Source organism: Segatella buccae ATCC 33574, assembly GCF_000184945.1.
GTDB classification, from domain to species: domain Bacteria; phylum Bacteroidota; class Bacteroidia; order Bacteroidales; family Bacteroidaceae; genus Prevotella; species Prevotella buccae.
This window is the reverse complement of sequence record NZ_GL586311.1, coordinates 1,474,282-1,492,173: the sequence shown is the minus strand read 5'-3', so window position 1 is coordinate 1,492,173 and position 17,892 is coordinate 1,474,282. Positions and strand designations below refer to the sequence as shown.

14 protein-coding genes are annotated in these 17,892 nt (G+C 52.2%); 9 read left to right on the top strand and 5 right to left on the bottom strand.

The window, feature by feature from the left end:
* Positions 1-58 precede the first annotated feature (58 nt).
* The 3 genes from HMPREF6485_RS05565 to HMPREF6485_RS05555 form a co-directional block, all read right to left on the bottom strand.
* Complete coding sequence (locus HMPREF6485_RS05565) at positions 59-1,459, bottom strand: MATE family efflux transporter (protein ID WP_004345262.1); 1,401 nt, start codon at positions 1,457-1,459, stop codon at positions 59-61.
* Between the two features lie 731 nt (positions 1,460-2,190).
* Complete coding sequence (locus HMPREF6485_RS05560) at positions 2,191-3,234, bottom strand: DUF4435 domain-containing protein (protein ID WP_004345259.1); 1,044 nt, start codon at positions 3,232-3,234, stop codon at positions 2,191-2,193.
* Between the two features lie 40 nt (positions 3,235-3,274).
* Positions 3,275-4,096, bottom strand: coding sequence for an AAA family ATPase (locus HMPREF6485_RS05555; protein WP_004340067.1), 822 nt, complete (start codon positions 4,094-4,096; stop codon positions 3,275-3,277).
* 113 nt (positions 4,097-4,209) lie between these two features.
* Here HMPREF6485_RS05555 and HMPREF6485_RS05550 point away from each other — a divergent pair, with 113 nt between their 5' ends.
* From HMPREF6485_RS05550 to HMPREF6485_RS05525, 7 genes are all read left to right on the top strand, one after another.
* Entirely contained in the window at positions 4,210-5,127 is a 918-nt protein-coding gene (locus HMPREF6485_RS05550; RefSeq protein WP_004340065.1) for a DMT family transporter, read from the top strand.
* 207 nt (positions 5,128-5,334) lie between these two features.
* Positions 5,335-6,630 carry an O-acetylhomoserine aminocarboxypropyltransferase/cysteine synthase family protein gene (locus HMPREF6485_RS05545; RefSeq protein ID WP_004345258.1) on the top strand — a complete coding sequence of 432 codons (1,296 nt, stop codon included), beginning with the start codon at positions 5,335-5,337 and terminating at the stop codon, positions 6,628-6,630.
* A gap of 63 nt (positions 6,631-6,693) precedes the next feature.
* Positions 6,694-7,641 carry a cysteine synthase A gene (gene cysK / locus HMPREF6485_RS05540; RefSeq protein ID WP_004340061.1) on the top strand — a complete coding sequence of 316 codons (948 nt, stop codon included), beginning with the start codon at positions 6,694-6,696 and terminating at the stop codon, positions 7,639-7,641.
* Positions 7,642-8,148: 507 nt separating this feature from the next.
* On the top strand, positions 8,149-9,417 hold the full coding sequence (locus HMPREF6485_RS05535; RefSeq protein WP_004345257.1) for a C10 family peptidase: 1,269 nt from the start codon (positions 8,149-8,151) through the stop codon (positions 9,415-9,417).
* The gene (locus HMPREF6485_RS05530; RefSeq protein WP_004345256.1) at positions 9,414-9,803 is read left to right on the top strand and encodes a BACON domain-containing protein; all 390 of its coding nucleotides are present in this window, start codon (positions 9,414-9,416) and stop codon (positions 9,801-9,803) included. Before HMPREF6485_RS05535 ends, HMPREF6485_RS05530 begins: the two co-directional genes overlap by 4 nt.
* A gap of 25 nt (positions 9,804-9,828) precedes the next feature.
* Entirely contained in the window at positions 9,829-10,203 is a 375-nt protein-coding gene (locus HMPREF6485_RS13500) for a BACON domain-containing protein (RefSeq protein WP_004340054.1), read from the top strand.
* A 215-nt stretch (positions 10,204-10,418) separates the two neighbouring features.
* Positions 10,419-11,294: an AraC family transcriptional regulator gene (locus HMPREF6485_RS05525; protein ID WP_004345255.1), complete on the top strand. Its 876-nt coding sequence runs from the start codon at positions 10,419-10,421 to the stop codon at positions 11,292-11,294.
* Positions 11,295-12,154: 860 nt separating this feature from the next.
* Here HMPREF6485_RS05525 and rmuC read toward each other — a convergent pair.
* A complete protein-coding gene (gene rmuC, locus HMPREF6485_RS05515) occupies positions 12,155-13,480 on the bottom strand; it encodes a DNA recombination protein RmuC (RefSeq protein WP_004345253.1) in 1,326 nt (441 codons plus the stop codon).
* Positions 13,477-14,841, bottom strand: coding sequence for a sodium:proton antiporter NhaD (nhaD, locus tag HMPREF6485_RS05510; protein ID WP_004345252.1), 1,365 nt, complete (start codon positions 14,839-14,841; stop codon positions 13,477-13,479). Before nhaD ends, rmuC begins: the two co-directional genes overlap by 4 nt.
* Before the next feature lie 147 nt (positions 14,842-14,988).
* Here nhaD and HMPREF6485_RS05505 point away from each other — a divergent pair, with 147 nt between their 5' ends.
* Together HMPREF6485_RS05505 and HMPREF6485_RS05500 are read left to right on the top strand one after the other, a co-directional pair.
* Entirely contained in the window at positions 14,989-16,464 is a 1,476-nt protein-coding gene (locus HMPREF6485_RS05505) for a rhamnulokinase (protein ID WP_039857094.1), read from the top strand.
* A gap of 67 nt (positions 16,465-16,531) precedes the next feature.
* Positions 16,532-17,785 carry an L-rhamnose isomerase gene (locus HMPREF6485_RS05500; protein ID WP_004345250.1) on the top strand — a complete coding sequence of 418 codons (1,254 nt, stop codon included), beginning with the start codon at positions 16,532-16,534 and terminating at the stop codon, positions 17,783-17,785.
* The last annotated feature ends 107 nt before the right edge of the window (positions 17,786-17,892 follow it).

Below are 17,892 nucleotides of genomic sequence, written 5' to 3'. Positions count from 1 at the left end.
GCTGCGAGGGTGACAATGGGCAGGAGTATTCTTATATATAATAAGGTGGAAAAGGGCATCAAACCATGGCCGGTTCGGACTTGGGCTTGAGCCCCTTGAGCCATTTTCCGCGGAAAAGGCGGTAGAGGAAGAGCGCACCGCGGAACGTCAACTCCACAGCCATGGCAAACCACACGCCTTTCAACCCATAGCGGGGAGCGAGCAGGGCAGCCATCGTAAGGCGCACGCACCATATAGAGAAAAGGTTGAGCAGGGCCGGTTTGAGAGTGTCTCCCGCCCCCACGCACACACTGTAGGCCACGATGCTGGCTGCAAAGAAGGGCTCGGCAAAGGCTTCGATGCGCAATACGGTGGTGCCCAATTCGCGAATGGCTTCCACGGGCGACAACACACCGATCATCTCCGGCGCGAAAACGAACATGACAACTCCCATGAGGGCCATCACGCCCATGCCCAATGCTACCGACATATAGGCAAAATTCTTGCAGAGATTGCGCCTGCCTGCCCCGAAAGTCTGCCCCACGAGTGTGGTGGCGGCCTCACCGATGCCGTAGCCGGGCATGTAGCACAGACTCTCGGCCGTGATGGCAAAGGAGTTGGCGGCTATGGCGATGTTGCCCAACGGTGCCACGATAAGGGTACTCACTATCTGCGCACCGCTCATCAGAACCGACTGCACGGCCATCGGCAAGCTGATTTTCAAGGCGTTGCGCACATAGTCCCAAATCCACTGGAAACGTTCATGGTCGAGGTTCAGGGCCAATATCTTGCTCTTGACGGCCGTGAGCCATACCGCGGGCATAGAGGTGCAGACATAGGCGCAGCAGGTGCCGAGCGCCGCGCCCGTCACGCCCAACTTACAGATGTAAATGAAGAAGTAGTTGAACATCACATCAAGCACACACAACACCACGCTCATCACGCTTGGCGTCTGCATGTTGCCCGAGCTCTTCAGCATGTCGCACGACAGGTGGAAGAGCAACATGAAAGGCAACGTGAGTGAGATGAGGAGGAAATAGAGCGAGGAGTCGCCTGCTATGTCGGCCCCTCCTCCGAGCCAATAGGGCAACGGCCTGTGGATGGCCACGCCGACAACCGCGAGCAACAGACTGAACACCAGGCCACAAATGAGTGAATGGCGGAACACCTGCCGGGCCTTCACAAAGTCGTTGGCCCCGATAAAGTGAGCCACTTGCACCGAGAAGCCCATAGCGGCCGCCCCCATCACACTGCCCATCAGCCACGTGGTGGACTCGACCAGACCGATGGCAGCCGAGGCTTCCGCTCCCAGATGGCCCACCATCGACGCATCGATAAAAAACATCATCACGTTGGTGATCTGTGCCAGAATGGAAGGGATACTCAATCCAACGATCAGATTGAGTTTTTCGCCACGCGTCATGGGTCGTCCCTCGCGTATGGATGCAAGCAAAGATTCTGTTTTCTTGTTGTTCAGCATATCCGTTGTCTATAGCCCGGGGAGTGTTCCTTCTCCCATTTGCTTGTCTGGCAGCAGGCCAAGGGCCGTTTTTGACGGCTGCAAAGTTAGCGAGAAAAGCCCGAATTACAAAATTATTCAGGTGGGATTTCCACGCTTCGGCCATCGCAAAAGAATAAGTGTGACAACTCGCACATACTCCCCATACGTTTTGCAAAATTCGACAACTGAACCCAAAACATCATTGGTCATGTCAGCTTTTTTCGACATCGATTTGCATTCCGGCCGTTTTTGTTATATCTTTGCACCAGCAAGGGGAGCGCGCAAGCGTTTCCCTTTTTTGATAACCAATCCACTAAAGGGGGCTTCTTCCCTGCTCTGGGTGATAATTCGACCCAAACAGCGTTGCAAAACGGGCCAAACGACCTTTCAAGTGTGGCCCTTTTGCAAAGTCGGTCGGGCCGAATGGGAAAAGTGGTGGGATGGATGAAGAAAATGGGACGGGTGAAAACGGGCGGCCGGATGAGCATGGAAAAATTGCGTGTAAGGCTTTTTCTCAATCTTAGTAAGTTTCGCACTATATCTTTTTTGGGGCTACTACCACCTGCTGAAAGGCAGCTCATCTCCCTGCGGAGAAAGGAACGCAGAAAAAATTCGCTTCATTCTGAACATTCGCCGACGCAAAATATTCTTCGGCGAATGTTCCGAACAAAGCGAATGCCGGCTGTGAAAAGGAATTCGTTTAAGGCAGCTCAGGCCTCTCCCCCATCCTCTTCCGGTGTTTCCGTCTTCCCGGCTTTTGTCTCCTTCAAATATCGCTCCACATCGGCAAGCACACGCTTGAAGGGAGCCGAATCCATATAGCCAAGATTTTTGCGCAGCAGGGTGGAGATGTCGCCCAGACTGTTGGAGTAGCTGGACAGTTCGTTGCGGCGCTGTGTGCCATGTACGCTCTGGCGCGAAATCTCGTTTTCGCGCTCGCGGATGAGCCGGTCGCACACCTTGTTGAGCATGGGCAACACGACATTATTGAACAGATGGTGGCCCTGTATATACAGATAGGTGGTGTCGGCAGTGACTCCGAGACGCTTCAGGTCGTCTTTCACACGCAGATAACTCTCCTTGGCCTCGGGATGGCGGTGGCGCAGATATTCCACCTTGCGCCCCACCTTGCTACGCAACCGGGCGAGCGACTCCTCCCAAGTGCGGAAACCGAAGTTGCCAAACTCGACGATGTGGTTAAAATCGGAGATGGTAAACTGGCCGTAATGGGGTGTGCGGTAGAACCAGATGCTCCACACAAAAAGGGGGAAAATGGCTTGGGAGTAGAGCCGGAGAAACTCGGCAAAGTCGAAGATGGCGTGGTCGTTGAGTGTCACGGCCACGCACACGTCGTGGAGCGACGGGCCATAGCACTGGTAGTTCTCGATGGAGTAGACATAGCTGTGGAACACGTAGGGATTGGCTATCACCTCGTGCGAAGTGGCCGTGGCTCCTTGCATGAGATAGTCGTAGTCGGCATCTACACAGGCTATCAGGTGGTCGCCGGTCTTGCCTTCGAGCAGATTCATCAGCACCGCTTTCTTGCCACGCTCGAGTTTGCTCGAACGCGTGGGCAGCATCACCTCAAAATAGCGTGTGTCGTCTTCAAAACGACTGAGCACCGTGCGCCAGAAGAACACGTCGTCATAGCTCTCCACGTAGGCGATGATTTTACTGCGCACCCGCTTCGAGTTCAGTTTGTTGGCCGCCTCGAAATAGCCGGAAGTGATATTGTCTCTCAGTCTTTTACCCATATCCGTTCTCCCCCAAGTGCTAAAAACTCCGTTTGTGTGGCTACTCGTTGTCGGTGATGTCGGTCACCTCGGTCACATGCTCCATCCACCCGTTCATGATGACCGCCGGACTGTGGGTGGTGAGGATGATCTGCACGTTGGGATTGAGTTGCAGGATGAGGTCGATGAGTTCCTTCTGCCAGTCCACATGCAGGCTCACCTCGGGCTCGTCCATGAACAACACGTAGGGACGGCAGTCTTCCACGAGCACCGTGAGCAGGATGGCCAGCATCTGTTTCTCGCCGCTTGAGAGCTGGTAGGGCAACAGTGTTTCGCCTATCTGCGAGAAGCGTATTTCGTTTTCGGTGCGTATGATTTTCTTGCCCGTTTCGGCAAACAGACGGTCCAGCATGTCCTGAAACAGCTTCTTGGGTGCCGAGATGCGCTGGGCGGCATCGGCCGCCTCGCCATTGCCGCTCTGCAAGGCATCAATGATGCGGTTGCCGATGTTCACCTGATAGTCGAGATATTTGCGCTGCAACTGGAACAACTGCCAGTCGAGTTCGGTAGCCAGCGACAGGTCGAGCTTGGTCACCGTCTCGGCATTCATCAGCGGCCGATCAAAAGAGCGGATGATATCGTAGCGTATCCACTTGGCATCTGCGGGAAACACGCGCAGACGCACACCTTTCTGCAAGTGGCTGGGAAACTCTCCACCGACGGACAATCCCTTCACCACCTTATTTAATATGGTGCTCTTGCCCACGCCGTTGATGCCACTCAGGATGTTCACCCTACGGTCGAGATTCCACACCACATGGCGGCGGCCGCTCCACAGGGCGTCGATTTCAATCTGTTCGATATAGTCTGCGTATTTCTGCATGATATTCCTTCGCTTGATTAGTTATCGCAAATATACTAAATTATCACGAATGGAGCATGGCTCGTTATGATTTATTTACTAACTTTGCATCGAATTAGACCATTCAACCGACAATGGATAACAAACGACCGCTCATCGCCCACCTCAGCATGTTTGCCGCATGTGCTTTTTGGGGACTGATGGCCCCTGTGGGCAAAGATGCCATGAACCACGGCATCGACGGCATCTCGATGGTGAGTTTCCGTGTGCTCGGCGGGGCCATACTCTTTTGGCTCACCTCGTTCTTCGCCCCCAAGGAGCATGTCCCTCCGAGAGACCGACTGCGCTTTGCCGGGGCCGCCCTCTTCGGACTGGTGTGCAACCAGTGCTGCTACACCATCGGACTGAGCATCACCTCGCCGAGCAATGCCAGCATCATGACCACCTCCATGCCCATCTTTGCCATGATACTCTCGTTTGTCATCCTCAAAGAGCCCATCACATTAAAAAAAGCCGGAGGTGTGGCGCTGGGATGTGCAGGCGCACTGATACTGATTCTGACAAGCGCCTCGGCCCTCAATGCCAAAGTGGGCGACCTGCGGGGCGACTTGCTCTGTCTGGGCGCACAGTTTTCCTTTGCTCTCTATCTGTCGCTCTTCAATCCGCTCATCCGCCGCTATTCGGTGTTCACCATCAACAAGTGGATGTTTCTTTGGGCTTCCGTCCTCCTTCTCCCCCTCACCTCCTCCCACGTGGCAGCCATCGACTGGCCCCACGTGCCCGTCTCCGCATGGATGGAGACCGGCTATGTAGTGCTCTTCGGCACCTACATCAGCTACCTGCTCACCATGATAGGCCAGCGGGTGCTGCGCCCCACGGTGGTGTCTATTTACAATTATGTGCAACCCATGGTGTCGGTCACAGTGAGTGTGCTCACGGGCATCGGCGTGTTCAAATGGAGCCAAGGGCTGGCCGTGATACTCGTCTTCAGCGGCGTGTGGCTGGTAACGAAGTCCCGATCGCGCCGGGACGGACAGCCTCACAAGCCCTGAACAGGCATCGGGAAACCAATATACCACAAACATGGTAGGTCAAATGCCCCAAGTGTGCGATTTCACAGCCAAGATTTTCATCGTACCTTTGCACCGTCCAAAGGAAACTGCGGACGCTTTAATATCAATAAATGTATTACCCCGGCCTACTCCGACCTCTCATTAGGGTCCACGGACGAAGCCTCAACGCAAGAAAGGACATTGAAAATGAGCAACGAAAAGAAACTTCACTTCGAGACACTTCAACTACATGTGGGACAGGAACAGGCCGACCCGACAACCGACTCGCGCGCCGTGCCCATCTATCAGACCACTTCCTACGTGTTCCACAACGCCCAACATGCTGCCGACCGCTTCGGACTGCGCGATGCGGGCAACATCTACGGACGGCTGACCAACTCGACACAAGCTGTCTTTGAACAGCGCGTGGCGGCTCTCGAAGGTGGAGTAGCCGGACTGGCTGTGGCCTCCGGTGCGGCCGCCATCACATACGTCCTGCAAAACATTGCCCAAAACGGCGACCATATACTCGCGGCCAACAACCTCTACGGCGGTACGACCAACCTCCTCGCCCACACACTCACCACGCAGGGCATAGAGGTCAGCTTCGTCAATCCGTCCGACTTCGAACAGGTGGAGGCCGGTTTCCGGCATAACACAAAGGCTGTCATCATCGAGACTTTCGGCAACCCGAACGCCAGCGTGACCGACATCGACAAGATCAGTGAAATCGCCCACGGGCACCATGTACCGGTCATCGTGGACAACACGTTCGGTACGCCCTATCTTCTACGCCCCATCGAGCATGGAGCCGATGTGGTGGTACACTCTGCCACCAAGTTTATCGGAGGCCACGGATCATCGCTTGGAGGTGTCATCGTCGACTCCGGAAAGTTCGACTGGAAAGCCGATGCCGACAAATATCCCACACTGGCCAAGCCCGACCCATCCTATCACGGGGCTGTGTTTGCCGATGTGGCCGGTCCGGCAGCCTTCGCCACCCGCATCAGGGCCGTACTCCTGCGCGACACCGGTGCCGCCATCAGCCCTTTCAACGCCTGGATATTGCTCCAAGGACTCGAAACGCTCAGTCTGCGTGTGGAGCGTCATGCCTACAACACGCGGAAGATTGTAGACTATCTGGCCCACCACCCGAAGGTGGAAAGGGTGAACCACCCCTCCCTTGACAGCCATCCCGACCACGCGCTCTATACCCGCCTCTTCCCCAATGGCGGAGGCTCCATCTTCACTTTCGAGATTAAGGGCGGTCAGGAAGCGGCCTGGACCTTCATCGATCACCTGCGCATCTTCTCTCTGCTGGCCAACGTGGCCGACGTGAAGTCGCTCGTGATTCATCCGGCGACCACCACCCACTCACAACTCAGCCCGGAAGAGCTGCGCGAACAGCACATCTATCCCTCCACCATCCGCCTGAGCATAGGCACAGAACATGTGGAAGACCTAATCGATGCGCTCGACGAGGCTTTCACCTACGTGGATTGAGAGGCCTATCGCAGGCGAATATAAAAAGACAAAAACAACATAAAAAGAAGAAAGGAATACGTTATGGCAAAGATTGCAAAACAAATCACCGACCTCATCGGTCACACACCGCTGGTCGAACTCGGCAAATACTCGGCTGCGCGTGGTGTGGAGACACCCGTCATCGGCAAAGTGGAATACTTCAATCCGGGAGGAAGCGTGAAAGACCGCATCGCTCTGGCCATGATCGAAGCAGCCGAAAAAGAAGGCAAACTAAAGCCCGGAGCCACCATCATCGAACCCACCAGCGGCAACACCGGTGTGGGGCTGGCTCTTGTGTCGGCCGTCAAAGGCTACCACCTCATCCTCACCATGCCCGAAACCATGAGCGTGGAACGTCGGAATCTGGTGAAAGCATACGGTGCGGAGGTGCGCCTCACGAGCGGCAAAGACGGTATGCCGGGGGCCATCAAGGCAGCCGAAGAACTGCGCGACACCATTCCGGGAGCCGTGATCCTCGAACAGTTTGAGAATCCCGCCAATCCTCAAAAGCACTACGAGACCACCGGCAACGAGATATGGGAAGACACCGACGGACAAGTAGACATCTTCGTGGCCGGCGTGGGGACCGGAGGCACCGTCTCGGGCATCGGCAAACGGCTGAAAGAGAAGAATCCCAACGTGAAAATCATAGCCGTGGAGCCGTCTTCTTCGCCTGTGTTGAGTGGCGGGAAGGGTGGGCCACACAAGATTCAGGGCATCGGGGCGGGCTTCATCCCCAAGACCTACGATGGCGAATATGTCGACGAGGTGTTCCAAGTGGAGAACGACGAAGCCATCCTCGCCGGCCGACAGCTGGCACAGCTTGACGGCTTGCTCGTGGGCATCTCGTCCGGCGCGGCAGCCTACGCAGCTACGGAAATAGCCAAACGCCCCGAAAACAAAGGCAAGAGAATCGTGGCCCTGCTGCCCGACACCGGCGAACGCTATCTCTCCACTGTGCTCTACGCATTTGAAGAATATCCGCTGTAAAAAGCGAAAAACAAAATAAAAGCCTCGCCCCCGGCCCCTCTCCGAGGGGTCGAGAGAAGCTGTTTTTAGGCGTAAGAAAAATTACACACAAACGTGAAGTCTATAAAGGAAACGACTATTTAAAACACAATATCGTATGGCAGCAAGTCACAATGGTCAAGCTGCCATAGCAAAAGTTAAAACAAACGGCTATCATTAAAATTATAACCTGAAATCACCTGTATACTTATATTTTTCATTAACTTTGCATCATGATGTAATAAATCATATTAATCTAAATGTTATGCAAACAACAAAGTTATTAAATCTATCGCTTGTAGTAGTAATGTTGACAGGATTCTGTGCTTGTCAGAGTCCAGATGAGGAAGTAACCACTGTTTCTTCTTCAGAAACATCAAATTATTCCCATGCCATCCCTGTGGAGGAGGCACTATCATCTCTTAATGATTGAAAGACAATCCAACGCGAGCTAATGGTTCACTTCCTAAAGTAACAGATGTAATATCGATGAAATTGGAACAAGTTGCTACACGTGCTACTACTATAAAAGATGCTGATAATGTGATGTATGTAGCTAATTTCCCTGATGGAAAAGGCTTTGCGATTTTGTCTGCAGATGACAGAATCGAAGCAAAAGTTATCGCTGTAACAGACAAAGGAAATCTGACAAAAGCGGATGTAGACGCTGTTGCTTCCTTCTTTAAAAACGAAGAAAGTTATATAGATCCCAGTTACCCAACAACGGGAGAAGGGCTATTTACAGTAAAGGATTATCCTAGTGAGGTTTTTCTAAATCCAAATACATTTTCCACCTATGATGAAAGTCAAAATGACAATTGGGTAGGCAACTTCTCTGACAATGATAGTGCATTAAATACAAGGGCAAGAACAAAATGTGGAACCAATATGTGCTTGTCACTTTGTGTGAATTATATTGACGACCAAATGGGACGTGCAGGCGGTGGTGGTAGTGGTGGTGGCACATGTAGTACCAATAAGATTAATACCACTTATTCAGACTGGAAAAATATTCTGCGCACCAACAACCTACTTGGTACGTATGCTGACTGGCATCAGAACACGCCATTCAATGATCTATACCCTAAGAAAAGAAGATACATATTTTTTGGATGTAGGAGAAAAGCACCTGCCGGATGTTTCCCGTTAGCTTTGGCTAAGATATTGACTAATTTCAGAGAGCCTCAAAGATTTTCATATAATGGAACTACTGTTGACTGGAATGCCCTTGATAACATATATTCGTCTCAAGGTAAGACTGCAGCTGCAATATTGCTCAAAGGTATTGCTGAATGGTGTGGATCCATGTATTTCTATCAGGGAACCTTTACTTTTCCTTCAAAGGCTTCTTCTTTCCTAAAAGACATGGGGTTTAACAATGTAAAGAGATTCAACTATGATTATAACAGGGTGACTTCCATGATAGATAATGGCTGCCCCGTAATTATTTATGCGATTCCCGGTATAAAGGTTTGGAATAGTCATGCTTGGATTATCGATGGTTATAAAATAAAAGCAAGACAGGAAATTACTAAATACTACAGAAATGGTGTTTTGATGAGTACAAGTACAAAACCTGATACATGCAGAATGGTACATTGCGATTTTGGGTGGAATGGACATTGTAATGGATACTATGTCGATGGTGTCTTCAAACTCAATAGCAACGACAATGACTACGACTATCCTTGGAAAGGCGGAAAAAATACAAAATACAACCATCATATACGAATAATAACATATACAAAACCTATATGATAAAGAGAATAAAAAAGAATAAACTTAACATGACTGTATTTTTGTTTATTCTGTCCCTATTTGCTTCCTGTGGCCCAAGTGACAATTTCGGCTATCCTTCCAAAATCGTGTTTGGAAGAGAGGGAGGAACCAGAATTTGCTCCGGAACAAGTAGCTGTTATGTTGTAGAAATTACCAACTACAATGGTGATGGCAAAACCTCCCAAGCATTAACCTTGGACTCCTTGGAAGTCACTTATGATTGGTTGACAATAAAAAGCAAAAGACCCAATAGGATGCAATTGGAAATGACAGCGGCTCCGAATCACACAGGGAAAAGACGTACACTCTATGTACATGGTATGGTGAATAACGATGCTGCGGAGATTAAAGTGGTACAGTATTAGAATTTAATTTAAGAACAAGAAATCTATGAGACGAAAAAATATAATTGTACTTTTGTTCATTCTGTCCCTATTTGCTTCCTGCGGATCAAATGACAATTTCGGCTATCCTTCCAAAATCGTATTTGGACGAGAGGGAGGAACCAAGCTTTGTTCTGGAACAGACTACTGTTATGTTATAGAAATTACCAATTACAATGGTGATGGCGAAACCTCACAAGCGCGTCCTCAGGATGACTCTTTAGAAGTCACTTATGATTGGTTGACAATAAAAAGCAAGAGACCTAATGTAACACAATTGATAATGACAGCGGCCCCGAATCATACCGGAAAAAGACGCACACTCTATGTGCATGGTGCGGTTGACGACTATTCTGCGGAGATTAAAGTGGTGCAGTATTAGAACTTTATTTCCGATTCTACTGATTTTTTGTAGAATAAAAATATGAAATAAGTTCCCTCCTATGGGATGTCTCGAAGCTATAACAAAGAAGCTCACGTCCCCTCTCCGAGGGGAGAGGGGACGGGGGTGAGGCTTCTTTTATCCCCATTCTTTTCTCCCACTCAGTTTGGCGGTTTCCTGTTTTTTTTATAATTTTGTCACCAAACTCGAAACCTATGCAAACCAGCAAATATCTTGTTGCCAATATGCGCGATGCACAGTGGGGACTCACCGTGAGCACCGTGGGGCATGAAGAGATTCAGGCCGGAGACCCCTACCCTACACAAGGGCATGCCGACGGCTACTACTTCGACACACGGAAAGGGCGCGAACTGAATGAGTATCAGTTGCTCTATCAGCCCGAGGGCGAAGGCGTGTTCCGCTCGGCCCACAAGGAGGAGACCGTCATCAAGGCCGGCGACATCTTCATGCTGTTTCCCGGCGAATGGCACACCTATCACCCGTCGCCCGAACGAGGATGGAAAAGCTACTGGATAGGATTCAAGGGCAAGAACATCGACGACCGCGTGAGGGCGGGCTTCCTCTCGCCCGAGAAGCCCATCTACCACGTGGGCTACAGCAGCGACATCATACGCCTGTATGAAGAGGCCTACAAGACAGCCTACGAGGAGGCGGCCTACTCGCAGCAGACGCTGGCGGGCATCGTGAACCACCTCATCGGCCTGATGTATTCCCTGGAGCGGAACATCATCCTCAACAGGGAGCAAAACTATGTAGACATGGTGAACCGCGCCCGTCTGCGCATACGCAACGGACTGGAGGAGGAACTCACCATACAGCAGATAGCCGAGGAGATGGGCGTGAGCTATTCCAATTTCCGCAAACTATTCAAGGAGTTTACGGGCATTTCGCCGGCTCTCTACCAGCAAGACTTGCGCCTGCAACGGGCCAAGGAACTGCTTTCCACCACCGACATCAGCATCAAGGAAATAGCCTACCGGTTGAATTTCGAGTCGCCCGATTACTTCTCTTCGAAATTTAAAATCAAGACGGGCAGCCGTCCCAGCGAGTTCCGCCACAAGATGAGATAAGAAAAAGAGGTGCCCGGAACAGTCGCTCCTTATGGGAAATGAATCTATGCCACCGGCCACACGCCAGAAAACCGATAAAAGGTATCTCTACAAGATGCCGGATGGAGACGAATAATATTAACAAAAACACTTCCGACAAAACTCTCCATCCGGAACGGAAAACCGGCTTCAAGCCATCGAAAAAGCTCGCCGAATTTCTCATTCGCCCTCTTCAAACTTGCAAAAGAGCCACACTTGAAAGCCGAAAGGGCCACAGTTGCATCGCAACCGTGGCCCTTTTGCAAGCCCGTTTGGGCCCTTTCAGGCCAGTTTTCGCCCCCCCAATATGTGTCAGCAAAATTCAAACGACTGATTATCAGGACTTTGGAAATATCGCAAAAATCGCTTATTTGCACCCGAGTGATTGTGCGTTGCAAATATCGCAAGCAGAGAAGCCGAAAATGAACAAATAGTTTGACAAGATTCTGTCCGGCAGTCTCTTTCTCTCAAAAGACCCACCCCGGCCCTCCCTGTAGGGAGGGAGTGAAGGACAAGGGCTGATTGAGGAAGACCTACCCCAAAAAATTCTCCGACCCTCCCTACAGGTGAGGGTCGGGGTGGGGGCTCCCTCAAACTCTTCGGAACCCGAGAAAAAACAAAAAGAGCACCATATTCTCCCGAACACGGCGCTCCAATTTTCTTTTTGCTACTCTCACGAGTAACTTCAAGACGACTAATAACAACCCACCAAAAGGGTGGGTCAACTCAAAGTTTATATAAAATATAAAATGTTCTTAAGAGCTTAATTTGCGTCTACAAAGTTATCAAATAGTATTGAGCGAGCCAAATATTTTAATGCTTTTTTGCATAAAATCTCCATTTTATTGACTCAACTCCTCTCGCGGCTCCGGAATCCGGCGGTTGGGATTCTCTTTTGCGCCGAGGCTGACCAGTTCGCGGCCTTTCTTTACGACACTCTGATTACCCGTCACCAGCTTGTTGCCGGCATCATCGAAAGCCTTGTTCACCCGCTGTATCCGCTCGCCCAACTCGTTGTAACGCTTGATGAAATCGCCCAGGCGGTCGAGCAGTTGCTCGGCCAGTCCGAACACCCGCTGCTGATTTTCGGCCTGCCGGTTTTGCACCCATGCCACATGAATAATATGGAGAATGGCCACAAGATTTTGCTCGCTGGTGACAAACACCTTCTTCTCGAAAGCCTCACGCCAGAGCGTGGCATCATTGGCTAAGGCCACCTGCAACGACGACTCGAAAGGCATGAACAGAATCACGAAGTCGACCGCCTCGCGGGGAGCCTTGACATACCTGCTGTAGTCTTTGCGGGCCAGTTCGTTCACATGGCGGCGCACGCTGGCGATGTGTTCCTGCAAGTATCGGGTCCGCTCCTCGTCGGTCTCGGCATTCACATACCGTTCGTAGGCCACAAGCGACACTTTGGAGTCGATGATGGCATCCTGTCCCTGCGGATAGTGCAATATCACGTCGGGCTGCATCTCTGCCCCGGTCTCATCGTTCTTGATGGGTCGTCCGTTCTCGTCGCGCAAGCGGGTCTGCACTTCGTAGTGTACGCCCTCGGTGAGTCCCTGTCCGGCCAACAGGTCGCCGAGAATGATCTCACCCATGTTGCCCGTCACCTTGTTGTCGCGACGCAACACATTGGTGAGCGACTCCGCCTTCTCGCCAATCTCGCGGCTGCTGTCCATCATCTGCCGAATCACTTCGCGAAACGACGCATTCTCCCGCGCCGCATCCTTCGAATTGGTGTCGAGTGCCTTGCGCATCTCGCTGATAGCCTCTTTGAGCGGAGTGGTGATGTGTCCCACATTCTCAGCATTGGCCTCCTTGAGTTTTTCGGAACTGTGCTCCAATATCTTTTGTGCTGCCAAGGTCATGCCCTGCTGCGCAGCCTTCAACTGTTCGGCAAACTGCTCACGCTGTTGCGACATCTGCGTTTCGAGCAGTGTACGCTGGTGGGCCGTCTGCCGCTCATACTGCTCACGCTGTTCCTGCAACCGGCGGTTAAACGACTCGGCCTCACGCTCAATCTGTTGTCGCATCAAATCAATCTCGGCCTGCCGTTTACCGGCCTCCACCTTGAGGCCGGCATTCTCGCGACCGAAATAAAGATAGATGGCAATGGCTCCGAGAAGCAATCCGAGGAAAAAACTGACCGCAACCATCATCATGACACGACCAAGATATATTGACGAATCACCCAATAGCAGAAGATGCCCACCAGATAGCCCACCAAAGCTATCCAACTCACATTCTTCATATACCAACCGAAAGTAATCTTCTCCAAGCCCATGACCACTACACCGGCCGCACTGCCGATGATGAGGATAGAACCACCCACACCGGCACAATAGGCCAACAGTTGCCAGAAGATGCCGTCGACAGCCATGTCGCCCACGGCCTGAATGGGATACATGCCCATGCAACCGGCCACCAAGGGCACATTGTCGACTATGCTTGAAAGTACGCCGATGATGCCCGTCACGAGATAGTGATTGCCATTGAAAGTCGTGTTGAGCGAACCACCCAAAGCAGTGAGCACGCCCACCTCCTCAAGACAGGCCACGGCCATAAGGATGCCGAGGAAAAAGAGGATGGTGCTCATATCAATGTGAGAGAGCAGTGAGGTGACACGCTTATGGAAGGTCTCGCGACCGGTCTGCCGGTGCAACTGGCGGTAGAAAACCTCTGTCACTGTCCATAACACGCCGAGCACAAGCAGGATGCCCACAAACGGGGGCAAATGGGTGATGGACTTGAAGACGGGAACAAACATCAAGCCTCCCACGCCTACACAGAAAATAGTCTTGCGCTGGCGACCCGAAAACTCCAACACCTCTCCGTCGCGGGGATCGTTAGCCATACCGTCGCTCCCATTTTCGAGTTCCCCTTTCAGTCGGGTCTGCATGATGAAAGCCGGGATAATCATCGACACCAGCGAGGGAATGAAAATTTCCTCTATCACTCCGGCAGCTGTAATCATACCGGCATTCCAGAGCATAATGGTCGTCACATCGCCTATGGGCGAGAAAGCACCGCCGGAGTTGGCGGCTATGATGACGAGCGAAGCATAGATGATGCGGTCTTGACGATTGTGTACGAGTTTACGCAATATCATGATCATCACGATGCTCGTTGTGAGATTGTCAAGAATGGCTGACAGGAAGAAGGTCATAAAGGCGATGCGCCAGAGCAGCGAACGCTTGCTACGAGACTTCATCACCTTGCGCACCCAGTCGAAACCGCCGTTCTGATCGACAATCTCGACAATGGTCATGGCTCCCATAAGGAAGAAAAGTGTGGTGGAGGTACTGCCCAGATGTTCTTCTATCACGGTGCTCACCTGATGGATGAGGGCTTCACCTGTAAAACCAGTAAGATAACTTCCCGGATCGACCATGAAGAGGGTCCAGCAGAACACGAACATCAGCAGCGCCACGGCAGCTTTGTTCACTTTCGTCACACTCTCCAAGGCGATGCACAAATAGCCGGCCACGAATACGACGATGATAGCAATAGTTAAAGTTGACATTATTATAATTTACTTGAGGTTTCTTCAGTTTGCAAAGATAAAGTAAAAAAACGGTAATCTCAAAAGTTGAGGATTAAAAATCAAATTATGCTGTTAGACAAGGAAAAATCATCCTACTTTTGCACACAGACAACTAAAAACCCCATCATGGAAAATAAGAAATGCTTTTTTGCCGTAGATCTCGGAGCCACCAGTGGCCGCACAGTGGTAGGTTCGTTGGCCGACGGCCGTGTGGAACTGAAAGAACTCACCCGTTTCGACAATGCCTTGATCGAGACCGGCGGACACATCTATTGGGACATCTTCGCGCTGTACAATGAGGTGGTCAAAGGATTGAAGCTCGCCGCCCGGCACCGATTGAACATCCGGAGCATAGGCATCGACACTTGGGGGTGCGACTTTGTGTGCGTGGGGACCGACGGTGCCATCCTCCGCAATCCCACGGCCTATCGCGATCCACACACTTTCGGCAAAATGGAGGAATACTTCGAGCAGGTGATGGATAAGAATAAGGTGTACGCCAAGACCGGCATACAGTTTATGAACTTCAACTCGCTTTTCCAACTCTATGCCATGCGCCGGGCCGGCAACACGGCTTTGGAACATGCCGACAAGATACTCTTCATCCCCGATGCCTTGAGCTATATGCTCACAGGCCGGACCGTGTGTGAATATACCGTGGCTTCAACCTCACAGATGCTGAACCCGCAGACGGGGGAACTCGATACGGAACTGGTGGAGAGCGTAGGACTGCACCGCGACCAATTCGGCACTATGCTCCACCCGGGCACCGTCATCGGCACACTCACCGGGGAGGTGCAACGCCTGACGGGGCTCGGAGCCGTCCCGGTGGTGGCCGTGGCAGGCCACGACACGGCCAGTGCCGTGGCCGCCGTGCCGGCAAGCGACCGCGAGTTTGCCTATCTGAGCAGCGGCACATGGAGCCTGATGGGCATCGAAACGCCCCAAGCTATCATCAACGACCGCTCACAGGCCCTCAATTTCACCAACGAGGGCGGCATCGAAGGCACCACACGCTTTCTGAAAAACATCTGCGGCATGTGGCTCTACGAACGTTGCCGCAAGGAATGGACAGACGCTCCGCAGTCGCACACCGAACTGCAAGCCGAGGCTATGAGGCAACCGGCTTTCCGGAGTCTCATCAATCCCGACGACAAGATGTTCGCCAATCCATCGTCAATGATAGAAGCCATCCGCGACTATTGCCGGAAAACGGGGCAGCACGTGCCCGACGACTATGCCGGGATATGCCGCTGCATCTTCGACTCGCTGGCTTTGCGCTACCGGCAGGTGTTCACTTGGCTCAAGGAGTTTGCCGACTTTGACATCAAGGTGCTCCACATCATCGGCGGCGGCTCGCTCAACAACCACCTCAACCGGTTTACGGCCAACTCCTGCGGGGTCACGGTGCTGGCCGGACCACAAGAAGGCACGGCTCTGGGCAACATCATGTTGCAGGCCAAAGCCTGTGGAGAGGTGGACAACGTGTGGCAGATGCGCAAGCTCATTGCCGACAGCATAGAACTGAAACGCTTCGAACCGGAAGATCGCGAGGTGTGGGATGCTGCCTACGAGCACTATCTGCGCATCACCGGCGAATAGTTGCAAAGGGAGCGGAACTCCCCCCGAGAAAGAATATCCATATCAAACAAACTAAAAATAAAAGATTATGAAGACTGACTTAATCGAAAAAAATTACGCGATTGCAAAAGAACGCTATGCCGCTTTAGGCGTTGATACCGACAAAGCTATCGAAACTTTGGAGAAGACTCCTATCTCCCTGCACTGCTGGCAGGCCGACGACGTGGTAGGCTTCGAGCGCGATGAGGCTGCCTCGGGCGGCATACAGACCACCGGCAACTACCCCGGCAAGGCCCGCAACATAGACGAATTGCGACAGGACATCGACAAGGTGACATCGCTGCTGGGCGGCCGCTTTCGCCTGAATCTGCACGAGACCTACGGCGAGTTCGGCAACGAATTTGTCGACCGTGACCAAGTGGAGGCCAAACATTTTGAAGGCTGGATGCAGTGGGCAAAGGAGCACAACCTGAAACTCGACTTCAACTCCACTTCATTCTCCCACCCCAAAAGCGGTTATCTGACACTCTCCAATCCCGACAAGGGCATCCGTGACTTCTGGATTGAACATACCAAGCGTTGCCGGCGCATTGCCGATGCCATGGGCAAGGCGCAAGGCGACCCTTGCATCATGAACATCTGGGTGCACGACGGCATGAAAGACTACACCGTGGAGAAGATGCGCTATCGCGAGATACTGAAAAACTCGCTCGACGAGATACTGGCCGAGAAGCTGCCCGACATGAAGTCGTGCCTCGAAGCTAAACTTTTCGGCATCGGAATGGAGGCCTACACCGTGGGCTCTCACGACTTCTACGCCGGCTACTGCTCTAAAAACGACGTGATTTACACGCTCGACACGGGCCACTACGAGCCCACGGAAAATGTCAGTGATGCCGTTTCATCGCTGCTGCTGTTCGTCCCCGAACTCATGCTCCACGTAAGTCGCCCCATGCACTGGGACTCCGACCACGTGACACTGTTCGACGACAACACGCGTAACCTCTTCCACGAGCTTGTCAGGGCCAACGCCCTCGACCGCGCCCATGTGGGTCTCGACTACTTCGATGCCTCCATCAATCGCATCGGCGCTTACATCATCGGTACGCGTGCCGCCCAAAAGAGTCTGTTGCAGGCCTTCCTCGAACCGCTCGACATCCTGCGCCGGTATGAGGATGAAGGCAAGTGGTTTGAACGTCTGGCACTCCTTGAAGAGGAGAAGACCCTCCCGTTCGGTGCCGTCTACGACTATTTCAACATGAAGAACAACGTGCCCGTGGGCGAGGAATACATCGCCGACGTGCAGCGTTACGAACAGGAAGTGTTGGCAAAGAGGGGATGACCACTCCCCTCTCCTCTCGAAGAGGGGCTGGAGTGAGGCTTCCATTACATTTAAGATGCTAATCCAAGCCATAACATCCTCTACTTTCCACTCCCCCCTCTCCCTCG

Coding starts and splice junctions, on each gene's coding strand:
- cysK (WP_004340061.1), top strand. CDS start 6,694: ATGGCAAAGATTGCAAAACAAATCACCGACCTCATCGGTCACACACCG.
- HMPREF6485_RS05505 (WP_039857094.1), top strand. CDS start 14,989: ATGGAAAATAAGAAATGCTTTTTTGCCGTAGATCTCGGAGCCACCAGT.
- HMPREF6485_RS13500 (WP_004340054.1), top strand. CDS start 9,829: ATGAGACGAAAAAATATAATTGTACTTTTGTTCATTCTGTCCCTATTT.
- HMPREF6485_RS05550 (WP_004340065.1), top strand. CDS start 4,210: ATGGATAACAAACGACCGCTCATCGCCCACCTCAGCATGTTTGCCGCA.
- HMPREF6485_RS05565 (WP_004345262.1), bottom strand. CDS start 1,459: ATGCTGAACAACAAGAAAACAGAATCTTTGCTTGCATCCATACGCGAG.
- nhaD (WP_004345252.1), bottom strand. CDS start 14,841: ATGTCAACTTTAACTATTGCTATCATCGTCGTATTCGTGGCCGGCTAT.
- HMPREF6485_RS05530 (WP_004345256.1), top strand. CDS start 9,414: ATGATAAAGAGAATAAAAAAGAATAAACTTAACATGACTGTATTTTTG.
- HMPREF6485_RS05525 (WP_004345255.1), top strand. CDS start 10,419: ATGCAAACCAGCAAATATCTTGTTGCCAATATGCGCGATGCACAGTGG.
- HMPREF6485_RS05545 (WP_004345258.1), top strand. CDS start 5,335: ATGAGCAACGAAAAGAAACTTCACTTCGAGACACTTCAACTACATGTG.
- HMPREF6485_RS05560 (WP_004345259.1), bottom strand. CDS start 3,234: ATGGGTAAAAGACTGAGAGACAATATCACTTCCGGCTATTTCGAGGCG.
- HMPREF6485_RS05500 (WP_004345250.1), top strand. CDS start 16,532: ATGAAGACTGACTTAATCGAAAAAAATTACGCGATTGCAAAAGAACGC.
- HMPREF6485_RS05555 (WP_004340067.1), bottom strand. CDS start 4,096: ATGCAGAAATACGCAGACTATATCGAACAGATTGAAATCGACGCCCTG.
- HMPREF6485_RS05535 (WP_004345257.1), top strand. CDS start 8,149: ATGAAATTGGAACAAGTTGCTACACGTGCTACTACTATAAAAGATGCT.
- rmuC (WP_004345253.1), bottom strand. CDS start 13,480: ATGATGATGGTTGCGGTCAGTTTTTTCCTCGGATTGCTTCTCGGAGCC.